This is a genomic window from Phenylobacterium sp., from assembly GCF_030698145.1.
Taxonomy (GTDB): domain Bacteria; phylum Pseudomonadota; class Alphaproteobacteria; order Caulobacterales; family Caulobacteraceae; genus Phenylobacterium.
The window spans coordinates 82,260-103,063 of record NZ_JAUYNW010000080.1 but is presented as its reverse complement, the minus strand read 5'-3'; the positions used below and the strand labels follow the sequence as shown (position 1 = coordinate 103,063).

Annotated in this window: 26 protein-coding genes and 1 tRNA gene; 5 read left to right on the top strand and 22 right to left on the bottom strand. The window is 67.6% G+C overall.

Annotated features, from left to right (window positions below):
• The gene (gene murA, locus Q8Q77_RS11860; protein WP_305583786.1) at positions 1-1,290 is read right to left on the bottom strand and encodes a UDP-N-acetylglucosamine 1-carboxyvinyltransferase; all 1,290 of its coding nucleotides are present in this window, start codon (positions 1,288-1,290) and stop codon (positions 1-3) included.
• A gap of 338 nt (positions 1,291-1,628) precedes the next feature.
• Between murA and Q8Q77_RS11855 the strand changes: the two genes are divergently transcribed.
• A tRNA-Thr gene (locus tag Q8Q77_RS11855) sits at positions 1,629-1,703 on the top strand.
• A gap of 159 nt (positions 1,704-1,862) precedes the next feature.
• Positions 1,863-2,441 carry a DUF2239 family protein gene (locus Q8Q77_RS11850; RefSeq protein ID WP_305583785.1) on the top strand — a complete coding sequence of 193 codons (579 nt, stop codon included), beginning with the start codon at positions 1,863-1,865 and terminating at the stop codon, positions 2,439-2,441.
• Positions 2,442-2,470: 29 nt separating this feature from the next.
• Here Q8Q77_RS11850 and Q8Q77_RS11845 read toward each other — a convergent pair whose 3' ends face one another.
• The 6 genes from Q8Q77_RS11845 to Q8Q77_RS11820 all read right to left on the bottom strand — a co-directional run bounded on the left by Q8Q77_RS11845 (position 2,471) and on the right by Q8Q77_RS11820 (position 6,819).
• Positions 2,471-2,923 (bottom strand): D-Ala-D-Ala carboxypeptidase family metallohydrolase, encoded by a 453-nt coding sequence (locus tag Q8Q77_RS11845; protein ID WP_305583784.1) that lies wholly within the window; start codon positions 2,921-2,923, stop codon positions 2,471-2,473.
• Between the two features lie 44 nt (positions 2,924-2,967).
• The gene (locus tag Q8Q77_RS11840) at positions 2,968-3,324 is read right to left on the bottom strand and encodes a hypothetical protein (RefSeq protein ID WP_305583783.1); all 357 of its coding nucleotides are present in this window, start codon (positions 3,322-3,324) and stop codon (positions 2,968-2,970) included.
• Positions 3,321-3,707: a hypothetical protein gene (locus Q8Q77_RS11835; RefSeq protein ID WP_305583782.1), complete on the bottom strand. Its 387-nt coding sequence runs from the start codon at positions 3,705-3,707 to the stop codon at positions 3,321-3,323. Before Q8Q77_RS11835 ends, Q8Q77_RS11840 begins: the two co-directional genes overlap by 4 nt.
• A gap of 1 nt (position 3,708) precedes the next feature.
• Positions 3,709-4,710 (bottom strand): tail fiber domain-containing protein, encoded by a 1,002-nt coding sequence (locus Q8Q77_RS11830; protein ID WP_305583781.1) that lies wholly within the window; start codon positions 4,708-4,710, stop codon positions 3,709-3,711.
• 104 nt (positions 4,711-4,814) lie between these two features.
• The gene (locus Q8Q77_RS11825; RefSeq protein ID WP_305583780.1) at positions 4,815-5,171 is read right to left on the bottom strand and encodes a hypothetical protein; all 357 of its coding nucleotides are present in this window, start codon (positions 5,169-5,171) and stop codon (positions 4,815-4,817) included.
• A gap of 22 nt (positions 5,172-5,193) precedes the next feature.
• Positions 5,194-6,819: a hypothetical protein gene (locus Q8Q77_RS11820; protein WP_305583779.1), complete on the bottom strand. Its 1,626-nt coding sequence runs from the start codon at positions 6,817-6,819 to the stop codon at positions 5,194-5,196.
• A gap of 272 nt (positions 6,820-7,091) precedes the next feature.
• On the opposite strand from Q8Q77_RS11820, the gene Q8Q77_RS11815 reads away from it, so the two are divergent.
• Positions 7,092-7,700 carry an alpha/beta fold hydrolase gene (locus tag Q8Q77_RS11815; protein WP_305583778.1) on the top strand — a complete coding sequence of 203 codons (609 nt, stop codon included), beginning with the start codon at positions 7,092-7,094 and terminating at the stop codon, positions 7,698-7,700.
• A 741-nt stretch (positions 7,701-8,441) separates the two neighbouring features.
• On the opposite strand, the gene Q8Q77_RS11810 is transcribed toward Q8Q77_RS11815, so the two are convergent.
• From Q8Q77_RS11810 to Q8Q77_RS11750, 13 genes are all read right to left on the bottom strand, one after another.
• A complete protein-coding gene (locus tag Q8Q77_RS11810; protein WP_305583777.1) occupies positions 8,442-8,852 on the bottom strand; it encodes a hypothetical protein in 411 nt (136 codons plus the stop codon).
• 7 nt (positions 8,853-8,859) lie between these two features.
• Complete coding sequence (locus Q8Q77_RS11805; protein ID WP_305583776.1) at positions 8,860-9,543, bottom strand: hypothetical protein; 684 nt, start codon at positions 9,541-9,543, stop codon at positions 8,860-8,862.
• Positions 9,544-9,783, bottom strand: coding sequence for a hypothetical protein (locus tag Q8Q77_RS11800; RefSeq protein WP_305583775.1), 240 nt, complete (start codon positions 9,781-9,783; stop codon positions 9,544-9,546).
• A 3-nt stretch (positions 9,784-9,786) separates the two neighbouring features.
• Positions 9,787-10,407: a hypothetical protein gene (locus Q8Q77_RS11795; protein ID WP_305583774.1), complete on the bottom strand. Its 621-nt coding sequence runs from the start codon at positions 10,405-10,407 to the stop codon at positions 9,787-9,789.
• A gap of 49 nt (positions 10,408-10,456) precedes the next feature.
• A complete protein-coding gene (locus Q8Q77_RS11790) occupies positions 10,457-10,687 on the bottom strand; it encodes a hypothetical protein (RefSeq protein ID WP_305583773.1) in 231 nt (76 codons plus the stop codon).
• Between the two features lie 63 nt (positions 10,688-10,750).
• Entirely contained in the window at positions 10,751-11,926 is a 1,176-nt protein-coding gene (locus tag Q8Q77_RS11785; protein WP_305583772.1) for a P22 phage major capsid protein family protein, read from the bottom strand.
• Positions 11,927-12,133: 207 nt separating this feature from the next.
• The gene (locus Q8Q77_RS11780; RefSeq protein WP_305583771.1) at positions 12,134-12,937 is read right to left on the bottom strand and encodes a hypothetical protein; all 804 of its coding nucleotides are present in this window, start codon (positions 12,935-12,937) and stop codon (positions 12,134-12,136) included.
• 47 nt (positions 12,938-12,984) lie between these two features.
• The gene (locus Q8Q77_RS11775) at positions 12,985-13,500 is read right to left on the bottom strand and encodes a hypothetical protein (protein ID WP_305583770.1); all 516 of its coding nucleotides are present in this window, start codon (positions 13,498-13,500) and stop codon (positions 12,985-12,987) included.
• A gap of 60 nt (positions 13,501-13,560) precedes the next feature.
• On the bottom strand, positions 13,561-15,462 hold the full coding sequence (locus Q8Q77_RS11770; RefSeq protein WP_305583769.1) for a portal protein: 1,902 nt from the start codon (positions 15,460-15,462) through the stop codon (positions 13,561-13,563).
• A gap of 140 nt (positions 15,463-15,602) precedes the next feature.
• On the bottom strand, positions 15,603-16,097 hold the full coding sequence (locus Q8Q77_RS11765) for a hypothetical protein (RefSeq protein ID WP_305583768.1): 495 nt from the start codon (positions 16,095-16,097) through the stop codon (positions 15,603-15,605).
• A 76-nt stretch (positions 16,098-16,173) separates the two neighbouring features.
• Positions 16,174-16,926, bottom strand: coding sequence for a M23 family metallopeptidase (locus tag Q8Q77_RS11760; protein ID WP_305583767.1), 753 nt, complete (start codon positions 16,924-16,926; stop codon positions 16,174-16,176).
• A 35-nt stretch (positions 16,927-16,961) separates the two neighbouring features.
• The gene (locus Q8Q77_RS11755; protein ID WP_305583766.1) at positions 16,962-18,299 is read right to left on the bottom strand and encodes a hypothetical protein; all 1,338 of its coding nucleotides are present in this window, start codon (positions 18,297-18,299) and stop codon (positions 16,962-16,964) included.
• Complete coding sequence (locus Q8Q77_RS11750) at positions 18,268-18,729, bottom strand: hypothetical protein (RefSeq protein WP_305583765.1); 462 nt, start codon at positions 18,727-18,729, stop codon at positions 18,268-18,270. The genes Q8Q77_RS11755 and Q8Q77_RS11750 overlap by 32 nt, the downstream gene beginning before the upstream one ends.
• Before the next feature lie 122 nt (positions 18,730-18,851).
• On the opposite strand from Q8Q77_RS11750, the gene Q8Q77_RS11745 reads away from it, so the two are divergent.
• Positions 18,852-18,992 carry a hypothetical protein gene (locus Q8Q77_RS11745; protein ID WP_305583764.1) on the top strand — a complete coding sequence of 47 codons (141 nt, stop codon included), beginning with the start codon at positions 18,852-18,854 and terminating at the stop codon, positions 18,990-18,992.
• Between the two features lie 12 nt (positions 18,993-19,004).
• Positions 19,005-19,751 carry a DUF4279 domain-containing protein gene (locus Q8Q77_RS11740; protein WP_305583763.1) on the top strand — a complete coding sequence of 249 codons (747 nt, stop codon included), beginning with the start codon at positions 19,005-19,007 and terminating at the stop codon, positions 19,749-19,751.
• A gap of 14 nt (positions 19,752-19,765) precedes the next feature.
• Here the strand turns inward: Q8Q77_RS11740 and Q8Q77_RS11735 are convergent, their stop codons facing one another.
• Positions 19,766-20,269 (bottom strand): GNAT family N-acetyltransferase, encoded by a 504-nt coding sequence (locus tag Q8Q77_RS11735; RefSeq protein WP_305583762.1) that lies wholly within the window; start codon positions 20,267-20,269, stop codon positions 19,766-19,768.
• Entirely contained in the window at positions 20,257-20,550 is a 294-nt protein-coding gene (locus Q8Q77_RS11730; RefSeq protein WP_305583761.1) for a DUF1778 domain-containing protein, read from the bottom strand. The genes Q8Q77_RS11735 and Q8Q77_RS11730 overlap by 13 nt, the downstream gene beginning before the upstream one ends.
• Between the last annotated feature and the right edge of the window lie 254 nt (positions 20,551-20,804).

Sequence of the window (20,804 nt, the reverse complement as noted above, 5' to 3'; positions counted from 1 at the left end):
TCAATCCTCCGGTTCGCCGTCGCCGGCGATGCGGCGAATCTGGGCGCCGCAGGCGCTGAGTTTCTCCTCCAGACGCTCGAAGCCGCGATCCAGGTGGTAGACGCGATTGACCATGGTCTCGCCGCTTGCGGCCAGGGCGGCGATCACCAGGCTGACCGAAGCCCGCAGATCGGTCGCCATCACCGGCGCGCCCTCCAGCATCGCGACTCCGCGAACCCGCGCCTCGCCGCCCGACACCGAAATGTCGGCGCCCAGGCGCGCCAGCTCGGGCGCGTGCATGAAGCGGTTCTCGAAGATGGTCTCGCGGATCACGCTCTCGCCGTCGGCCACGGTCATCAGGGCCATGAACTGGGCCTGCAGGTCGGTGGCGAAGCCGGGATAGGGGTCTGTTTCGATCTCGACGGCCTGCAACCGCCCGCCGCCACGCTTGATCGTGGCGCCGTCCTCATGGCGGGTCACGCCGACGCCAGCCTCTTCCATCTTGTCCAGCAGGGTGTCGATGAAGTCGCTGCGGGTGCGTGTCAGGCGCACTTCTCCGCCGGCCATGGCCGCGGCCAGGGCGAACGTCCCGGTCTCGATCCGGTCGGGAATGACGGAATGCGTCGCCCCGGTCAGGCGCGCGACGCCCTCGATGCGGATCCTCGAGGTTCCGGCGCCGGAGACCTTGGCCCCCATCTTGTTCAGGCAATCGGCCAGGTCGACAAGCTCCGGCTCGCACGCCGCGTTGGTCAACACGGTCTCGCCCCGCGCCAGCACCGCCGCCAGCATCGCGTGTTCCGTCGCGCCGACCGAAACGAAAGGGAAAACGATCTCGGCGCCGATCAGGCCGCGCGGCGCCTGCGCGTAGACATACCCTTCATGCAGATCGATGGTCGCACCCAGACTTCGCAGCGCTTCGAGGTGAAGGTCCACAGGCCGCGCGCCGATCGTGCAGCCGCCGGGCAGCGAAACCTTCGCCTGCCCTGTCCGGGCGATCAGCGGGCCCAGCACGTTGAACGACGCCCGCATCTGGCGGACCAGCTCATAGGGCGCGATTCCGCTGACGATCTCGCGGGTGTGCAACACGGTCTCGGCGCCGTCAGCGCCGTCGCGTTCCTCGACCTGGGCGCCGAGCCGCTCCAGCAGACGACCCAGGAAGCGAGTGTCGGCCAGTCGCGGCATGTTGGTCAGCCGCAGCGGCTCGTCGGTGAGCAAGCTGGCCGCCATCAGCTTGATTGCGGAATTCTTGGCGCCGCTGATGGGGATCTCACCCTCCAGCCGCGCGCCGCCGACAATGGCGATGCGATCCAATCTCGTCCCTCAACCGTGGTCGGCGCGCCGCGCGCGCCAGAGCCGTCGCCGCTATCTAGCCTGCGCGGCGGGCGGCGCAAAGCCGGGCGCGCTACGAGGCCGCATCCGGTTCAGACGGCTTCGGTGGCGCTGCGACTCGCCCACCTCCCTTGCGTCGGCGCAGATTTGCGCGAAGCGCCGCGGCGAGTTTGGCCTCGCGTTCCTCGACGACCGTTTTTCCAGGTTTTTCCATGCAAAACTGGGGTGCGACGAGGCCGCCGCCGCGTCAAGACGCCTTTCGACGCTTTTAGGCTTCACGCGGGCCCAGGCTTTGGCTATAGCCCGCGCCTCGTCTTTTCGCCGCCGTAGCTCAGTGGTAGAGCGCATCCTTGGTAAGGCTGAGGTCCAGGGTTCGAGTCCCTGCGGTGGCACCACTCTTTCCCCGCCAAAGGGAGAGAGCGCGAGATCCTTCGACATCGTCCGTCGATATGCGCCTCTCGGCGTGATGGGTCTTGCGTGCTTGATCAAATTATATCCGGGTATTATTTAAGGCCACATGACGGCAGGGTAGCCGTCGTTCGGCTGGAGCGCACATGGCCCGTCTCGGACCCTTTACCGCCTTCGTCGGGAAGCTGCGGGTGGCGTCGGGTTCGCTCGCCGACGTCGCCCCTGCCGTCAAGGCGGCCTTCGATGCTGACGCCACCCACCTGCTGGTCTTCGAGGATGCGACGGGCCATACGGCCGAACTCGACCTGCGCGGCGAGCTGGCCGACGTCCTGGCGCGGCTGGCGGCGCAGGAGGCGCCCGAACCCGCCAAGCCGACAAGCCGCGGACGTCCCAAGCTTGGCGTCATCGCCCGCGAGGTCACCCTCCTCCCCCGGCACTGGGAATGGCTGGCCGCGCAGCCAGGCGGCGCCTCGGCGGCCTTGCGGCGCCTCGTCGAAGACGCGCGGCGGGCGGCGCCCGCCGATAGCCGACAGGCTCAGGAGGCGGTTCACCGCGTGATGTTTGCCCTGGCTGGCGACTTGCCGGATTTCGAGGAAGCCAGTCGCGCATTCTACGCCAAGGACTATGCGCGCTTCGACGATCTGACCGCGTCCTGGCCCCAGGATGTCGGCGACTACGTACGGACCCTGGTCCGTCGGGTCGGCGTTGCAGGTGACCAGCGATAAGCTAGGATCGCTCAAGCGTGCGTGGTCCGTCAGAGGCCCGGCGTCGGAGGATCACGACCCAAACCTGCCCGATAGCCGCCGTTTTTGCGCTTGGTCAGCACCTGGCGTCGCCCTCGAGGATCAGCGCTCAAATGGACCCAACGACCTTCCTCGATTAGCTGGTCGAAGGTGATGCTGGATCGTGCGATCGCCTCGCAGACCTCGGCCGGCGAGCCAAAAGCGTGGCAGTTGAAGTCGACCGCCAGCCCCGACAAATGCGCGCTAGTTTTCGCGCCGCCGACCGCACGGTTGACCGCGGGTGAACGATAGCCGCTCGACACGGTGATCACCCGGTCTCCCAGCAGGCTGCGTACCTGTTCCATCCGCTCCGCCGTACGGCGCAGATTTTCAAGCACCGCTGGCGACGGCGTATTGTCCAACCGGCGATGTTGCGTCGCGGTGAGCTCCTCCACCGTGAAATGCGGCGAAAGCCTTGTCGGCATGTCTGACCTCCTTGCTTCTTGCGCTTGTCAGGATCTCTGGCCGGTCACCGGCCACCACCAGCGCGCCAACCCATGCCGGCGAGAAAAGCCGCGGCGCCCGCGGCTAGCCACGGCCCGCTGCGTACAAGCCACGCCCAGAACGCGGCCACCCCGACCACTCGGTCCCGCTGAGACTCCAGGGTGTCGATCCGCGCCAGCGCCGCCTTGAGATCGCCGCGCAGGCCCTCAACCAGCTTTCCGGCTTCCTGGGCTTCCAGGCGAACCAGCCGCTCGCGCACGTCATCCACCTTGGCGGTCAACCCCTCCAGCCGCTGGGTCTGGGCCGCGACGTTGTCGCCGATCTGGCGCAGGGTCAGGATCTGGGCCTGATGCAGGGAGTCCAGGGATGTGGACGCGGTCACAGGCCATAGCGCGCCCGAACGCGCGCAAGAACGTCGGAAGCGCCTGAGCTTCCGCCCCGTCCCGTCAGTGTGGGCGTGGCCGGCGGCGAGAGGTCGACCGACGGGGCGGGAATGTAGTGTTCGTCTCGGTCTCTCAGGAGCGATCCGATCTCGCCAAGGTGCTCGGCCCGAGTCTTACCGGTTCGCTCCAGCGGCGTGCCCCAATAGGCTTCGAACTTCGAGGGCGGCTTGTAGCTGAGGCCCGGGTTGAACACCGGCCGATCCGGCGTCCACGCGGCGGGCGTCTCCGACATGATGCTGAGAGGAGCCGCCTGGGCGACTCTTTGGCCGAACTCGGCGTTCGGAAACATGCTCTGGCGAAACGCCTTGAACCCAAAGGTCATGTCAGGCTCCCAGCTTGCTGTAATCGACCATCAGGAATCCGCTCGGATGGCGCACGACGGCTGCCGGAGTGACCTTCAACACCTCTTGCGCCATCACCCCGATCTGCCAGAGCGGCGACCAGAGATAGCGGTAGAGATAGACGCTCAGCCCGTCGGCGCGGTGGCCAAGACGATGGATGTCTCGCTTCAACCGCCGATCCGAAGCCTTCAAAGCCGCGGCGGCTTGGGCGATCTGAGCGAGCTGACCCACGGTGTCCAAGACGCTGCCGGTCTGCGTCGACTTCGAGCTCCCGGTCCCCGACGAGCTCGTGGTCTGGCCCTGGAACAGCGACAGCGGCAGGCCCGAGAACATGTCGATCTGTGAGCCCAGCAGCGACAGCGGCGCGTTGCGGGTCGCCTGGTCGACGCCCCGCAGCTGGGCGCCCAGGGCCGCCTGGGCCGCGACGTTGGAGCGCGCGCCATCGTCCCGCGCCAGGGCGGTCTGGCTGCGCCACTGATTGTCGGCCTGCGCCAGTTGCGCATTGGCGATCGACGCGTCCTGGCGGCGTTGGGCGTCCTGCCCAGCCAGGCCCGCGCTGGTGCTGAACATCTCCGAGAGCAGCCTGGAAAGCTGGCTGCTGCGCGCTCGCGCCAGTTCGCCCTCGGTCATCGACTGCGTCAACGCCGCGCCCGAACCGCCGAACGCCGAGGCGCCGGCCAGCGCCAGGTCCTGCGCCGCTCTGGTCCGCCCGGCGTCCGCGTCAAAGTCGGCCATGGCCGCGCCGGTGACCTGGTCCTTGAAGGGGTTGTAGTAGGCCCGAAGATTGTCCAGCAGGCTGGCGGACGAGGCGGCGGGCGTTGGCCCTGACAGCAGCTTCGCGAACCAGGCGTCGCCGCCGACGGCGTCCGTTCCACCGCCGCCGAAGCCCCTGCCAAGACTGGACGCCCCCTGGGCGGCCTGTGTCTCGAGGCCCGTCACCGGGGCGACCAGCGAATAGGGGTCGAGGCCGCCGATGCGCTGCACACCCTGATTCAGGCTCTGAGCCGTATGCTGGACCCAGTCTGGATTGATTGGCGTCGTGGTAGACAGGTTGGATTGAGACGACTGTGTCGTCGACTTTCTCTTGCTCATCGGAGCGTCCTTCTCAGTTCACCGCCGGCGCGCACGTAGCCGTGGCCACGCAACACCCGGCTCCATCCCGGTCGTCCATCGATCGTCACGCTGCGGCAGCCCAGGCCCCGCGCGTAGGCCTCCAAGCCGGGCCGCAGCGCCAGGATGCCCTGTAGATCACCGCCGCCGAGCCAGATGTGCAGGCAGGTCCCGTCGCCCTCCGACGCCAGCTCGGTGGCCAGGGCGCAGGCTTCTCCGACCCAGAGCCGCACCCGGCCGGCCGCGATCTCGGCGACCAGCTCAGCCTCTCCTCCGTCTTCCGGCAGCAATGCAGGCAGCAGCCATCCTCGGCAGAGCATCCAGAGGTCGATCATGATCAAAGCTCGCGAAGACGCCCTATCGCCGGCCGGCGACGGCGATATCGAACACCGGCTTGCCGATCCGGCAGGCGGTCGGCGACGACCCACCCGAGAGCCGCATCCGGAAGAGCCTGCCGGTTGCGCGGATATCGATCCGGTCTTCGCCGGGCGCCATCAGATAGGGACCGTAGACGCGCTCCTCCCCCTGCGGCTGGAAGCGGCTGATGACCGTCACGGCCACCGGGCCCTGCTGGTCCTTGATGTCGGGCCACAGGCCGCGAACCATGGCCGTGACGTCCTCGTCCAGGTGCTGGTCCGCCGTCTCGACGAACCAGGAGAATGGACCGCCGTCGGCGCTGGCGCCGCGCTCGTGCCAATAGACCTGGCCCACAGGATCCACCCCGATGGGATGCTGCGCCGGGCCCGCGTCGACCATCGCCGTTCGCGCCATGACCCCCCTCGACCAGGCGCCGTCAGCCAGCGACAGCGACAGGTAGCGGCTGTTCTCAGACCCGTCTCGGGCGTCGGGATAGTCGAACCGGATCTCGCTGAACGCCGAGATGGACGACGCCACGACCTTGTCGCCCTGCGATGGCGCCAGGTTGTCGGCGAAGTCCTGGTGGATTGGGCAGGCGAGCGGTTCCGGGGCGCCCCCCAGGAGGTAGCGATAGAATTGTAGGTCCGGACCGAGCCAGTAGGCCCCCTGCCCCACGACCACTGCGCCGTTCGGCCCGATCAAGCCGCACTTCTCGCCCACGCGATCGAACCGCCAGGGCTGCCCCAACGCGCCCACGAAGGTTCCCAGGAACAGCGCGTGGGTCGTCCAGACCAGCAGGTACGGGCCGACCACCCGTCCGGCCACGATCCTTCCGCCCCCAGGCAGGATGTACTCGCGGGCGGTGGTGTTCGCCGCGGTGTTCCAGACCGTGCTGTTCCGCACGGAGGAATGACGGATGCAGAGTGGGTTGAAGGCGCCGGAGACCTCTTCGTTGCACCCCAGGGCGAACACCTGGTCCTGGGGCGCGACCAGCATGTGGGTGACCTGGCGCGGCGAATTGGCCAGCGGCGCGGCCATGACCATGGTGTCGTTGGTCCAGGCGTGGATCGCCCCGCCGCGCGGATTGGCCAACAGGTTCTCCCCCCAGGCCGCCAGCGCCCAGGTGCGGGGGAAGTAGTCGGCCGTGGAGGGCTCGGAATAGTCGCCGGTGGAGTAGGACCCGGTGCCATAGCCGGCGCCGCCGGCGCCATCGACTGACCCCATCGAGAAGGTGTTCTGCGGCGCGCTGACGACGGCGGATCCGCCGCCCACGGCGGTCGAGGTCGCCGCGGACCCATGGGTGATGGCGTAGGCGTGGGGGCCGGTCACCGTAAGAGAGTAGAGCCCTGAGGGCGTGACCCCGCCGACCAGGGACGATCCCGAAATCATGACGCTGTCACCCGTGGCCAGACCGTGAGCGACGTGCGCGACGGTGATCACCGTCGATGCGTTGGACACGGACAGCGGATTTGCACCCAGCCGCGCCGAGGCGCGGGCCAGGCCCGGCGTGATGTCATGGAGCCCGCCGCCGACCCAGACCTGCAGGTTCGAGTGGGTGCCAAAGGCGATATCCAGGCTGGACGTGCGATCCGTCCAGGCCAGGGCCGCCCGGCACAGGCCAGTCAACGGATCGCTGGCGAGACTTTCCCACCCACCGATGACCTGGGGCCTCCCTCGGTGAAAGCGCACATTCGAGGCGTCGGCCCACCGACCGGTTGCCGCGAAAGTGGTGTCGTCGCCGTTGAGGCCGACTGGAAATTCGATCGGTATCCGCAAGATGCCTCCTTGGCGACCGGCGATCGGCCATGCAAATAGGGCGAATGCAGCTAGTGCGCGTGCCGACCAGCAACGGTGTGGTTCACTTCCATGCGGGGGAGCTGCGAGGCGATCGCCCACTCGTGGTCATCCTTCACGGCGCCACACGTGCGCTGGCGCAACTTCAACCACTTACGGCGCTGCTGACCGACTTTGATGTGATTTTGGCGTGCCTCCCAAAGCACAACAATGCTCCGGCTCTATCCGAGGTGTCAGTGGAGGTGTTCGCGGCTGCGTATTCCGAAGCGCTCCAGGCCACGCTTGTTGGAAGGAGAGTGCTTTTCGTGGGGGAGTCGCTCGGGGGCGTCGTTGGACTAGCCATGGGGCGCAAGCCGCCGACATGCCTCGCTGGCGTCGTTGCTCTCGACCCCTTTCTAGAGGGCGACATCTGGCCGCTTCGGCACATTGTGGACAACAATCTCGCCGCGGCCGTGAACGCCACCTTCCGTGGTTCGTACCAGTATCTTCTCGAAGATCAGCTTGTTCCGGTTCACATAGTTGCTGGCGACAGCCTCTTAGACGTCCGAGCGCCTAAGTCCCTTCCAAGCCTTCTACGGCAGGAGGATCGGCCGATGGTTGTTGATCGGGCAAGCTTGACGGTAGTACGCGGCGGACATCACCTGATAGCTGAGAATCCCGAAGGGTGCTCGGACGCGATTAGAGCCTCGGCAGCGGCTATCTGGCGTAGATGATTGCAATTGCACCGTTCGCGCCAGTTGCCCCAGGACCGCCACCACTCACGACTCCGTATCCCCCTCCGCCGGGCGCAGACATAGGATAGTCGCCGTAACCAGACCCGCCGTCGCCAACTAGGCTTGGCAACATGTCCCGGAAGCCCGCGCCTCCCCCCCCGCCCCCGCCGGCATATGCGCCAACACCTGCGCCAGAGGGGCCGACTCCGCCTGAGCCACCCAATTCGCCCGCCGTCGGCAGGACACCAATCCCATCCTCTGTGCTGGGATCACCGTCGGGGTTCATTGTGCCCTCGCCAGCACCTCCTGAGCGATTAACGTCGCCGCCGAGTCCAAGACCGCCCGCTCCACCGAGTACAAATCCTGTTGCGCCTGCCCCTCCACTGGTAGCTGAGAACGCAAATCGTCCCGCAACGGCAGCGGTGGTTGAAGCGCCCGAGACAGCGACGGTGTAGGTCACGACTTCGCCAGCCCTAAGCCAGATGCGCTTTAGAGCCGCGCCACCGCCACCGCCTCCAGATGCCGCCGTGCCGGCCGACGATCCGCCCATCCCGCCAGGACCGTAGAGAAGTACGTCGTACCAACCTGATGCTGGGGCCGCAAAATTGGCGTCGCCGGGTAGTGCGATAATGTGCGCGTTTCTCTGCTTGGCCCCCTTCAGGACTTGTCCGCGGCGGACAAGTGCGTGTGCATGGAGGCCGCTGAGACCGGGGCGCGACTCCAGCCCGCGTACCCCCCGCATCAGTAGTCCGCCCACTCGGCGTTGAAGGTGATGTTCTTCGTCTGGCCGATGGCTGCATAGACCTTTTCCCCAGACGCCAGGAACAGCGGACTGAGATCGGAATAGGCGAACTCCGTCGGCGTCGCGGCGGTGGTCTGGGCCATCGTGTAGGCCAGCATCTTCGCGCTGTTGAAGAACCGCTTGGCGGCTCCAGTCCCGTCGCCGTCTCGAAACAACTGAAGCTGCGTGTCGCCGACGTTCTCCAGGGGAATGGCGGATATCCGCGTCACGCGGGCGCCATTGGCGCCGGCCGTGATCAGCACCTGGGTGTTGGTCGGCGAAGACGAGTATGTGGTGTTCGCAGTGGTGCACGCGGCGGTCGCGCTCTTGATGGCCTGGGGCGTGATGATGGAGTTCGGCGTCGTGGGCATGAGATCCTCAGAGAGCTGCTGCGAAAGCGATGGCGAGCGCCTTTGAGGACGCTTCGGCCGCCGCCTGCGTGGCCGCATGGCGAACGGCTTGATCGGCGGCGTAGCCGTCGATGTCGGAGATCAGGGGCGCGGCCCAACCAGCGTTCGTTCCGTCCGACTTGACGTAGTGTCCGGCGGTTCCCGGACCCTGGCCCGGCAGGGCGACATCGTTGAACGCCAGCGCATCCGCATAGGCCTTCGTCGCCGCGTCCTGCGCGTCGGTGGGGTCGCCCAGATTGATCAACCTGGCGCCGCCGAAGTCAGTGGCCTTCACCGCCTTCACATTGCTCCCATCGCAGATCACCAGCGCCGCTTCGCCGCTGGCCACCTCCACCGTCGCGCCCGCCCCGGTCGTCAGGGTCAGGGCCCCGGCGGAGGCGTTCCACACCTGGTAGACCTTGCTCACCGAGGGGATGGTCACCGTGAAACCGCCCGTCCCGGTGAACTTCAGGATCGCGGAGCGCGCCTCGTCATCGGCGGTGTTCGAGCTGGTCAGGACGTGGTCCCCGGTGAGCGCGATGCTCGCCAGGCCCGCGATCGAATAGTCGATCCGGTTGATCACCGTGTTGAGCTTGGGCGCGCCCCAGGTGTTCAGGTTCTCGCCGGCCGCCTGCATCTCCAGGCGAAGGCGCGGGGTGTAGGACGATGGCATCTAGATCGCGGCTCCCGTGTCTTGGCGGATCCAGCTTGATCCGTCCGAATGGGCGAGGATGTTGAGGTCGGAGACCAGCACCAGGCCGTTGGGCCAGTCGCCCGCGTCCGGCAGTTGGTCGGCGTCGCAGGCGTAGAGAGAGCTCGGGGCGCCGGGCGCGCGCCAGGCGCGCACCACCTCGGCCAGCTCCGCCAGCAGGGCGCGCAGCGCCGGTGGCGTCTCGGGACTGATCGGGGTCATGGCTCAGGCGCCGATCGCGGCGAGCGCGGGCTCCACCGACAGCCGGGCGAGCGAACGGTGGCGCGACTCCTTTGCCCGCACCTCGACCAGCGCCGCCTCGAACCGCGCCGCGAACAGCGACAGCAGCTCGGCGTCGCGCAGATAGGGCGCGGCCTCCATCAGCGAACCGAACAGATAGAGGTCGGGATAGTCGCGCAACACGGCGTTGGTGGGTGTCGTCTCGGAGAGCGCCAGGCGCCCCAGCATCCTCAGCGTGAGGTCGCACGCCTGGGCCCACGGGCGATCGAACGCCAGGTGGTCCCCGTCGATGGTCCAGGCCCGCGGCTCGCCGGATGCGTGCGTCACGGCCAGCACCGCCGCGTCGACAAAGCGCATCGGTTCGCGCCCGCCTGGCCGATCGATCCACAGCGCCACCGGCTCGCGAAAGCCTTCCGGCAAGGCCAGGGTTCGCGCGCCGCCTGGGACGGCGAGCGCGTGATCGGCCTCCATGTGGCGCAGGCGCAGCACGCGATCCAGGCGCGACTCCGCCAGCCGGATGAAGTCGGCGGTCCGCTCGAGCAGATCCGATCGCTCGAGCCAGTCGGCGATGGCGCCGCGCAGCTCCGAATAGGTTGAGATGGCCATCGTGGGCGCCTCCAGGAGAGATGGACTTGGCTGTCTGGGTGGCTGGAGGTCAGCCCCGGAAGACGATGACGGACGAGGCGGTCGTGCCGGTGAGCTTCACCTTGCTGATCGCCTGCGGGAAAACCACGCCGGCGAAGGCGGCGGGGATGACCACGGTCCGGCCACGCCCGGTCTCGATCGCGCAGTCGCCCCCGGTGAAGACGAAGCCCACCGCGTGGCACGCGGCGGCGTCGCTGGGGGTGACGACCTCCATGTCGCTGGAAACCTGGCTGGCGTCCATTGGACCTCCTTGAGTTGTCGGGGATGGGTGGGAGCCGGCGAACCGGCTCCCGGGGGATGAGGCCTAGTTGTTGGCCAGCCGGCAGGCGAGCTGCGGGCGCAGGGTCTTGAAGCCGTAGAGGACATCCAGCCGGCACGGGAACTTGTCGCTGTTGATGTCGTACTGGCGCACGATCCGCATCGAGACGCCGTCGAAGACCTCACGCGCAGCGAAGTCGACCCCGCGCGGCATCACCATGTCGGCGGTGGCGAAGGCGAAGGCGCTCTTGTGGTAGGCGAGCGACGTGCCTGTCGCCGCCGAGGCGGTCCCGGCGAAGGCGATTGGCGCGTTGTCGGCCGGGGCGGCGCTCACGTTCTGGCCCGCTCCGGTGGTGACGATGGCCGGGCTGATCGCCAGGCTGGTCGCCCCCGAACCGTGCACGCCGGTCAGCACGAACTGCTGCAGCACCCCCGTCGACAGCTTGGTCTCGGGATGCACGCGGAAGACGCCGCTGATGGTGAAGACGTCGCCGATCCCACCCGCGCCCGTCCCGGTGTCCACGATCAGCGACGCGCCGCTCTGGCCGGCGCCATTGACCAGATAGCCCGCCTGGGCGCCGCGGGTGTGCGACGGCCACAGCGTGTTCTCCATGAAGTCGAACCCGGCGGTCCGGCCCATGAAGCCCTCGCGGTGCTGCTTGGAGATCGTCGCGCGGTCGTTGAACAGGCCCTTCAGCGCATCGACCAGGTCGACATTGTCCTGGGTGTTCAGGTTGCAGGTCCGGCCGGCCAGCGGCGCCAGGTTGTCCACCAGGATCTTGCGGCCATCGAGGATCTTCTTGAAGTTCGCCGGGGCCCCGTGGTTGTTCGCCTGGTTCCAGACGTCCTTGTACATGCCCATGGCGTCGGCCTCGATATTGGCCGCCAGCACCGACATGGCCGGCTCCAGGACGCGCTCGGAGAAGTCGTCCAGGGACAGGGTCAGGTCCACCGAGGTGAAGTTCAGGTCCACCCCCTTCTGGGTCTGGACCTTCAGGTCCACGGCGGTCTCGGTCGTGTCCTGCGCGGCCAGCGTCGAGCCGCTGCGCACCGTGTACTGGTTGGGCAGGCGCACCTTCAGGGTGTCGCCGACCTTGGCGCCCTGGCGGGCGAAGCTGTCGTCGTATTCGCGGGTGATGGAGCCCACGAAGTTCAGTTTCTGATGCAGCACGCGCAGCGCCTCGCGGGTCACCGACGTGGGGGAGAGAAGCGTATTGGGCATGAGGTCCTTCGAGATTGGCCGCGCGAGGGCTTCCGGGCTCGCTCGAGCCTCGGGAAAGCCGCGCGGAATGGGAGGGAGACCGGCTCGGCGCCGTCCTGGCGCTGGGCCAGAGCGACGAGCTGCCCGCGCGGGGCGGGCGAAGGCGCGTCGACGTCCAAGCGGGTTGGTCGTGCGCCGTGAGATGGGAGGGCCTTGTCGGCCGTGGGGTCAGCGCCCCTTCAGAACATGCTCGTTGCGGCGCCGCATCCACTCCCCGGCGCCCAGCTCGTCACGAACGCCGCCGGCGGCCGCGCCGCCGCCGCTCACCTGGATCGCCGGACGGACCGATTGCAGCTGCTCGGCCTGCTTGGCGGTCTGGTGCTGCTTGGCCAGTTCGTCGCCCGCATGGGCCCGATGCAGGATCTTCCACAGTCGCGGGTCGGCCACCTCGCGCAGTTCGTCCAGGGTCACGCCGAACGCGCCGGCGTATTCCACCAGCTTGGACGCCACGTCCGGAGACCAGCCCTCGATTTCCGCGGACAGCACCCGGCCGGTCTCGGCCAGTTGCTCGGCCACCTCCCGTTCGGCCTGGGCGCGGCCGTGGTGCTCGCGCTGCGACAGCGACCAGACATAGCGGTCACGGGCGTGGCCGAAGTCCTCATAGCGCGACCACAGCGCCTGGGCGGTCTGGGGATCCTCTTCGCCGAGCGTCTCCCAGTCGATGGCCGCGAAATCGGCCATCTGGTCTTCGATGGCCGTCAGCCGCGCGCGTTCCTCCACGGTGGCGTGGGCCGTCTCCAGGCGCTGGGCCAGGCCCTGCCGGTCGCGCTCCAGCGCCCGGCGATGCTCCGCCAGCTCCTGGGTCTTGCGCGTGTAGTCCGCGTTCATCAGGAACGCGCCCTTCAGCGCGCGCGGGATCCTGTAGGCTTGGCCCTCGTGTTCGATCTCCTCGGCGTCGTCCTCAAGGTCCGCGGTAGGGTCAGGGGCGAGCTCGAGCTCCGCCGTCGAGTTGATCGCGTCTTCCGTTTGCATGCTGTCCTCAGGGTTGGGCGGCCGCCCGACGGCGGTGCGGCGGCGGTTCAAGGGCGTCGGCTCAGCGTCGGCGGCGTTCTCGAATCCCGGCGGGGCCGAAGCTCCGTCGGCAGGACCGTGTCCGCTCCCCAGAGCTGGGAATCGGCGAAACGGCGCCCCGTCATCATCCGATAGCCGCCCTGAGCGACGCTGTTGGAGTTCGACAACGGCCCGTATCGGGGGGCGGCCTTGGCGTAGGCGTCGGTGAGCGCCTCCCCGCGACGGAACAGGTCTTGCCCGTCGGCCTGCGGCAGCCAAGTCTTGGCCAGGGTGGTCACCGCCTTCCCGCGGTCCAGCACCGCCCGTTCGCGGCTTTGCGACCAAGGCCGCATCTCGGCGGTGACGCGAGGCAGGCCGCGTGAGAACTCCGGCCCGCCCCGAAGCACCCTCTGCTCGCCGGTGCGATGGTCTGTGACGACCAGGAAGGCGTGGTCGGGACCCCTTCCGTCCTTCGATAGGAAGGCGTCGTAGGTTCGAACCTCGACCGTCGCGCCGTGTGGCGGCGCGGCCGCACTTCTCTCCAATGACGCAATCCTCGCAAAATCCCGTGCGAAAGTCAAGAACAAACCACGAACATTTGGCCCTCAGCCACGCCGTGTCTCCGCCTGGCCCAAGGCGCGCATCCGGTTGGTCTCGGCCTCGAAGGCCTCGATCTCCAGCTTCCGGGCTTCGTGGCCGCGATCCTGCTCCAGGGCCGCGATCTTGGCGCCGGCGGCCTGCAGGGCCTGGGCGAGCTTGGCGATCTGGCCCTTGGCGGCCTCGGCCTCGGGCGAGCTCCCCTTCATCTGCGCGGGCAGCATGGCGCCCAGCCGCTCGGCGATCTCATCGGCGCCGGGCCAGTCGAGGTTTCGCGCCAGCAGGTCGCCGATCATCGGCGCCGCCGGCGGATAGGCGCGGATCAACTCGATCATCTGGGTCGCCGCCTCTTCCCGACGGCTGGTGAAGCTCGGCCCCGCGCGGACGGTCAGGTCGTACTTGCCCGCCCCCAGGTCGTAGATCTTCTCGATCTTCTTCACCTGGCCAGCCGCGTCGGCGGCGTCGGCCGAGAACTGCTGGTTCACCGGCGCCAGCCTCGCCTCCCCGCCTGGGCCCAGCACCCGCAGCACCCGCGGCGTCGAATAGACCTTGGGGATCAGGTCGATCAGGATCCGCCCCGCGTGCCGGATCGCCCGGCTCAGATTGTCGATATAGTGGAAGGTCGAGACATCCCCTTCCCTTTGCCGCGCCATGATCGCGCGGCCGGACGTCTCGTTGCTCCGCGCGCCCAGGCTGGCGTCGTGCAGCCCCATGATCGACTTCATGTCGTCGCTGGCGTTCAGCGCCTCCTGCAGCGCCCCAGCCGGCACGCCGGAGAACGGCTGGCGCATCGGCGGCTCGGGCCCGTCATATTCGATATAGGCGTGGGTCTGGACGTTGGCCGTGGCCCATTTCACCGCGTCGGTCTCGAACGCCCCCTTGCGCCCGATGAACGGCGCCTTGGGCGCCAGAGCCACCAGCTCGGTCGAGGTCGTGCGCCAGTAGTTGAACATCCGCTGCGGGTCCTTGGCGTCGCGCACCAGGCTGCGCAGCACGCGCCGCCCGTCCACGTGCAGCTCCTCGCCATAGACCGGCACGATGGGGATGTACTTGCCCGCCCAGTCGACGGTCTCCAGCACCTCGCCGCCGGTCATGATCCGCTGGATCACCTTGTGGCCGGCCACCGACCGCGGCCGCCCGACCACCTTCACCCCAAGCGTGTCGAACAGGCCCTTCTGGGCCTCATAGGCGCTGAGCTCCATCACCTGTCCGTCCGACAGCGCCACGATCGAGCGGGTCACCGCCTCGCGCCGCCAGTATTCGGCGATCATCACCCGGTCGCCCTCGATCCAGGGCCCGCCCAGCCCGCCATAGGCGTCGGTGGTCCAGTCCATCGGATCGGCGCCCTTCCACCGCGCCTCGAACTCGGCCTTCGAAAGGGTGTCGACCACGAAGGCCGTGTTCCAGTCGGCCGAGTCCGCCGCGCTCGAGGCCGGGTCGCCATAGATCGAGAACGGGTTGCTCACCCGCTCGATGACCAGGTCCTGGTCGAAGGCGTCGTCCCGGGCGTAGCGGGTGTTGATGCGGAAATAGCCGAACCCGCCGGTCACCGCGAAGTCGAGGGCGGTGTCGTAGGCCACCTCGGCGTCCGAGCTTTGCTCGATATTGCGGATCAGGCCGTTGAAGATCTCGGCGGTCTCCGGATCGGCGCCGCTGTCCACCGGATGGCAGACGATGGACGGCTTGTTCTGCCGCGCGTCGTTGACCACCTGGCGGATGAAGGCCGGCAGCCGGTTGATGGTCAGGCAGGGCCGCCCGTCCAACTCCCGGTCGCGGCGCACCTTGTCGGGCCACTGCTGGCCCAGCCGGGCGAAGCGGATATCGTCCAGCGCCTCGCGCCGGTTCTCCGCCTCGTGCTCGCGCGCGAGATCGAACGCCGCGCGGGCGTCTTTCAGGATGTCTTCGGACATGGGGTCTCCGGCTCCGCGGCAGGCGCGGAGGTTTCGGGTTATACGGATGTTCGGTCGCACTAGTCGCGGCGGTCAAGCTTCACGAGACGCCGCAAACATCGAATGGGCGACGGTTTAGGCAACCCCCCCGGGCAGGCAGTCTAGACTTGAATGCTCTGCTCCATCGAGATCAACCGCCCCGCACGGTCGAACTTGAAGGTGGTATACATGGAATCGCTCTGTGGGCTGCCGCACGTGCTGGTGGAGATTGTGTCGCTATCCTCGTGCGACCAGCCGGGCCGCTGAATAACCTTCAGCCGCCGCTTCACGGTCGCCCGGCTGTCTGTCCACAGCACGCCGAAGGGAAGCTGTGCGGCTTGCGCCCGCAGCGCGACCTTGCTGAGCAGAACGCGCTCCTCCACGCCATCCGCGTCGTTGGAGCCGAAATGGTTCGTGTAGCCATGCTTGTCTCGGAACGCGCACACCACGCGGCGAGGGTCATAACACCCGGACGATTTCGGCACTCGGCCCGTCATCGTCCCGAGTAGGTCTCCGATCTCCAGGCCCGGCGTCCGGCCTGCTGGCCAATAGGGCGGCGGACAGAAGTAGGGCGTCTCCGCCGCTAACGCCGAGGCTCCGATCGCGCTGATGGCCAAGGCTAGAATCAAATGCCGCCGCACGCTCGCCTCCGCTCGATGGTCAAACTATGGTTGGTCGAACAAATAGCGAACGTCAAGGCTTGGAGCGATAGTTTGGCGAGGCTTCGCCATAGCGGAACAACCGGTACGGATCCACGAGCCGCCCGTCCATGAACCGCTCATAGTGGAGGTGCGACGCAGCTTCCGCGTCAAGGTTCCCCGATCGGCCGCTGCGGCCGATCACCTCACCCTTTTTCACCTGTTGACCAGGTTTCACAAACGACTGCGAGAGGTGGGCATAGCGACTCTTCCCGGCGGAGTCCGGGCCAGCGTCGATCATCAGGCCGTAGTCCTTTACGTCACCAGAATAGAGTACCCGCCCATCCCGATCCGCGTAGACGGGCGTCCCCTCAGGCATGGTGATGTCCACCCCATCATGACGTCGCGGGATGCCATTCTTGAAGCGAAACCCCTTCCCGAAACGCCCATCGCCCTGCCCCGGCGCCTTCCGGTTCCACTCATAGTAGGACCCGCCGGGAAAGGCCCAGGTCTCGTTGCCAGCGAAATCCTCCGCGCGGGCGCCGAAATAGGGATCGGGCGTCGCCTTCGGGCGCGGGTCCACCGGCCCCCGCAGTGGGATCTCCGATGGTCGATCCTTCCGCGGCGCGCCCACCATCGCCCGCCGCTCGTCCAGGCTCAGACGCGGAATGTCGAGCTTCGCGACGATCTGCGCGCGCATCTCCTCCTGGGCCGCCAGCTCCGTCCGCCGCATGCCGGCGTCAGCCGCCACGAACCCGTTCCACTGGTTGCGAAGCCACGCCTTGGCTCTCATCGCCGGGTCGGCCATCCACATCTCCTCTTCAATCGTTGGTCGGGGGCGCCTCATCCCATCCAACTCAGGCCTTCGCCGCGCGGCGGCCGGGGTCGCGGCGTCGCCACCCCCCGCCGGTTGACCGCGAACTCGCCGAACGCGTCCGCCCCATGGCTCGCCGCGTCGTGCAGCGGCCCCGCATAGCTCGAGGTCGCCCGGCTCCAGCGCTTGCGGTAGGCCCGCAGCCGCTCCAACCCGACCGCGCACTTCTCCGCGTCGAACCAGGTCATCGGGATCATCTGGCGCGAGGCGTTGATCCGGTCCTCCGGGTCGCCCGCCACCCCCGCGCTGATCGGCGAGACCCCCAGCCCGCCCAGGGTCTCGAACCGCGAACGGCCCCCCGCCCCCAGTTCGCGCACCATCACGTCATGCGGCAGGTAGTGGGTTCCATAGACATAGGGCTTGGCCGCGATCGCCTCGCGCACGATGGACTGCAGCCCCTCGCCCGAAGTCTCGAAATAGTCGATGGCGCGGACCTCGCGTCCCACCTGCTGGAAGAACCAGATGGCCGTGTAGTCGTCGATCCCAAGGTCCCAGGCCGTGTCCACCCGCAACGCGGGGTCGTAGGGCACGCGGGCGATCCGCCCGGCCTCCGCGGCCTCGCGCAGCACCGATCCGTAATAGGCGCCCGGAGCCGCGGCGTCGAAGTCCACCAGGTATTCGCTGGCGTACCGCGCCGCGCCCTCCTCCCTCGATCCGGCCTCGGCGACCAGCTCGGTGCGCTCCCGGGCCAGTTGCTCGGGTGTGAACACATCGGTCTCCGTCGCGGGAGATTTGAGCGTGTACCAGTTGACCGGATCGGCGTGGCGCGCCTCGAAGGACTGGGTCGCGTGGTTTCGTCCGCGCGGGGTCCACAGGAACAGCGCCCAGCCCTCGTTCTCCGCCAGGATCGGCCGCAGGTAGGTCCAGGCGTCCGGCTTGGCCAGCGCCCATTCCGAGAACACCACCCCGGCCGGCGGCGCCCCCACCAGGCTGTCGAAATTGTCCGACCCCAGCACCTGCCAGACCGCGCCGCTCAGGAACTCGATCTTCATGTCGCCGTCGCGGGTCTGGCGGCGCATATCCAGCGGAAAGGCCTCGTCGATCCGCTTGCGCCCAGTGTGCGGATTGACCGCGTCCCAGACCGCGCGCCGCCCCTGCCCGACCTCCGGCAGCAGGTGCCAATAGAGGCCCGGCCGCATCACCGTCGCGCGCGCGGCCCAGTGCAGCGCCACCTCGTCCTTGCCCCAGCGCCGGTGGGCCGCCACATCGGCCCGCTTGCCCTCGCCCTGCAGATACCGCCAGAGCGGCATCTGGTAGTCGCGCGGCGCCCAGACCTCAGGAACCTGCAGTTCGATCGTCGTCGCCAAAATTCACCACCCTGATGTTCAGGATCACCCGCCCGTCGTCGGCGTCGCTCTTTGCGCTCTTGGCGCACTCCGCCGCCTTTGCGGCCGCCTCGGCGGCGCGCCGCCCGACCTGCCAGCGCAGGGCGTCGATCTTCAGCTTGGTCTGCGGCACGCCTTCGCCCGGCGTCGCCTGCGCGATGTCCCAGACCTGGTCGAATTTCCAGTCCGCCCCGGCCAGCTTGGCGGCCTCCACCTGCGCGCCGAACGCGGGGTATTTCTTCCGCCAGACATAGAGCGTCGCGTAGCTGGGCATCCCCGGCTCACCCGACATCCTCGACCAGCTCTCGCCCTGGGCGATCCGATCGCAGATCCTCTGGGCCAGCTCCCGATTGAGCCGCACATACTTCTGCGGGCCGACCGGCGAAGCCGGCGGCGGCTTTGGTTTTCTCATGGTAGGATTTCCTTGCGTTGTCGCATCGCGGATCGCCCCGGCCGGACGCCTCCGTTCATGCCGCCTTAAGTGCAACCTGCGCGGGATATGCGCGTCTCCTCCGCCACCATCAGGACTGCGCGATGACGCCGCTATACGACCGGATGAACCGCTTCCTGATCGCGAGCCGCGACCTCTTCAACACCCAGTTCAGGATGGAAGCGCCATACTCCGAGCTGAACGCCGCCTTCGACCTGAACGACGACTGCCTGCTGGTTGAATAAGCCCTGTTCAAGGTGATCGTCGGCGCCCCCTCGGACGGGGACGCGCCGCCGTATGGCGAGGCCCAGCACTGGATTCGCGTCCTTCCGTCTGGAGCGCCATCGCTGCGGATCATGCTCAATCGCGAACTGTCGTCCGGCTATTGGGACTATCCGCTCGACAGGTTCGACGCGACCGACGACCTCCGATTTGTCAGATACTTCGACTGGTCGGATATCGAGCGTCGCGACCATCGTTACGTCATGGTCCTCGTCGCGGGCTCCGCTTCCCATCCAGAGATCGTCGGCAAGCTGGGCCTGATCGAAAGCCACCACGTCACCTACGAGGCCATCCCTCCGGAAGACGATCCAGTGAGCCCCCAGCGCTTCAAGATCTCGTTCCGCGTCACCCATCCAGCCTGGGTGGCCGAGCAAATCATCGAAACGCTTCAGCTCGTGCCGAGCCGCGCCTGGACCGTAGATGAGCGGCGCTCGACACCCGCCGATACGCCGCTCGACGGCCGATGGGACAGAACCTATTGCTGTTTTCCGATGTCGGCCGGCGATGACGACCTTGAGCCAGGGATCGAGGCGGCGCTGGACATCCTCGAGGCTCACGGCGACTTCATCCGAGAACTCACGAGCTCCGGCGGTACCGCGGAGTTCTTCGTCGGCCTTTTCGTCGAGGTCAGCGGCGCCTGCGTCCTGCCGCCCGACATGCTCCGGCGGATGACCGCCCTGAACATTTCGCTGTCCTTAGATGTCTACGGTGGCCCCCACTGACCGCTGAGAGTTCGCTAGATCCCGAGCGCCTTCCTGGCGTCGGACAGCGTGACCATCAGTGTCATCGGGTCGATCGGGCTTTCCGACAGCCCGCATCTTTCGACATAGAACCGCCGAGCCTCGTCTGACTTGGCGTGGATGAGGATCGCCCTCACACCGATCACCTCGGCGGCGGCGAGCGTCCGGATGACGGAGTCCCGGATCAGACCCCTGCCGATCCCCTGCCGCTCGAATGTCTCGTCGACCCCCATCCGACCGACGATGACCGCGGGAATCGGGTCGGGCATATTGCGCCGCGCCTTTCCGGTGGCCTGGGCATGAGCCACGGCGCCGGTGGCGAGACAGTAGAATCCGATGACCCGCTCCCCATCGGTCGTGACATAGGTTCGGCAGCCGCCGGAGGTCTCATTGGATAGCGCTTTCCGGCGCAGCCATTCGTCGAGTTGCGGCTGCCGGGACTTGAAGTCCGCTATGTCGTGAGCCTCCGTTAGACGCTCCGGAGCGGTTATTTTTCCCACGGCGCCTTCGTGTTCAGAAGCTCGACGAGCTTCGCCGACGGCGCGGGCGCATCAAGGCGCGCGAGAAAAGCCTGAAACTGCGCCTCGTCGAGCGTGAAGTACCTGCGATCGAGAAGGACGGATTCAGCCTCCTTGCAGGCGGTTTCCAGCATGAACTCCGAGCGTGACTTTCCAAGGGCCTCCGCGGCGCGATCGATGAGATCGCGGCGCCTTGGATCGGCGCGGATGTTGAGGGTGACGCCGTGCGTGGCGTCCTGCCGTTCACGGGCTGTAGTGGCCATGACACGCCTCCTGTACGGACAACGTATACACACGATGTACGTACATTGTCCATACAAGCCCAATTGAAGCGCGCGCGGTGGGCGCTGGAAAGCTTCGCCGCGCGTCCTATTCCTGCCTGCTACGACGGCGGCGCGCTCGCGGGCTGGCTCTCGGGCCCGGGCTGCAGGCCGGCTTGCGCGCACAAGAATTCCACCTCGGCTTTCGAACCCCGCACCAGGACCTCGCAAACCCCCCGCTCATTCGATCCGCCTCG

Bases quoted from the DNA above. Each gene is read 5' to 3' on its own strand.
- Q8Q77_RS11800 (WP_305583775.1), bottom strand. From the start codon at position 9,783: ATGACCCCGATCAGTCCCGAGACGCCACCGGCGCTGCGCGCCCTGCTG.
- Q8Q77_RS11810 (WP_305583777.1), bottom strand. From the start codon at position 8,852: ATGCCCACGACGCCGAACTCCATCATCACGCCCCAGGCCATCAAGAGC.
- Q8Q77_RS11760 (WP_305583767.1), bottom strand. From the start codon at position 16,926: ATGGCCGACCCGGCGATGAGAGCCAAGGCGTGGCTTCGCAACCAGTGG.
- Q8Q77_RS11845 (WP_305583784.1), bottom strand. From the start codon at position 2,923: ATGCCGACAAGGCTTTCGCCGCATTTCACGGTGGAGGAGCTCACCGCG.
- Q8Q77_RS11785 (WP_305583772.1), bottom strand. From the start codon at position 11,926: ATGCCCAATACGCTTCTCTCCCCCACGTCGGTGACCCGCGAGGCGCTG.
- Q8Q77_RS11795 (WP_305583774.1), bottom strand. From the start codon at position 10,407: ATGGCCATCTCAACCTATTCGGAGCTGCGCGGCGCCATCGCCGACTGG.
- Q8Q77_RS11745 (WP_305583764.1), top strand. From the start codon at position 18,852: ATGACGCCGCTATACGACCGGATGAACCGCTTCCTGATCGCGAGCCGC.
- Q8Q77_RS11790 (WP_305583773.1), bottom strand. From the start codon at position 10,687: ATGGACGCCAGCCAGGTTTCCAGCGACATGGAGGTCGTCACCCCCAGC.
- Q8Q77_RS11770 (WP_305583769.1), bottom strand. From the start codon at position 15,462: ATGTCCGAAGACATCCTGAAAGACGCCCGCGCGGCGTTCGATCTCGCG.
- Q8Q77_RS11805 (WP_305583776.1), bottom strand. From the start codon at position 9,543: ATGCCATCGTCCTACACCCCGCGCCTTCGCCTGGAGATGCAGGCGGCC.
- Q8Q77_RS11730 (WP_305583761.1), bottom strand. From the start codon at position 20,550: ATGGCCACTACAGCCCGTGAACGGCAGGACGCCACGCACGGCGTCACC.
- Q8Q77_RS11835 (WP_305583782.1), bottom strand. From the start codon at position 3,707: ATGACCTTTGGGTTCAAGGCGTTTCGCCAGAGCATGTTTCCGAACGCC.
- Q8Q77_RS11850 (WP_305583785.1), top strand. From the start codon at position 1,863: ATGGCCCGTCTCGGACCCTTTACCGCCTTCGTCGGGAAGCTGCGGGTG.
- Q8Q77_RS11825 (WP_305583780.1), bottom strand. From the start codon at position 5,171: ATGATCGACCTCTGGATGCTCTGCCGAGGATGGCTGCTGCCTGCATTG.
- Q8Q77_RS11780 (WP_305583771.1), bottom strand. From the start codon at position 12,937: ATGCAAACGGAAGACGCGATCAACTCGACGGCGGAGCTCGAGCTCGCC.
- Q8Q77_RS11750 (WP_305583765.1), bottom strand. From the start codon at position 18,729: ATGAGAAAACCAAAGCCGCCGCCGGCTTCGCCGGTCGGCCCGCAGAAG.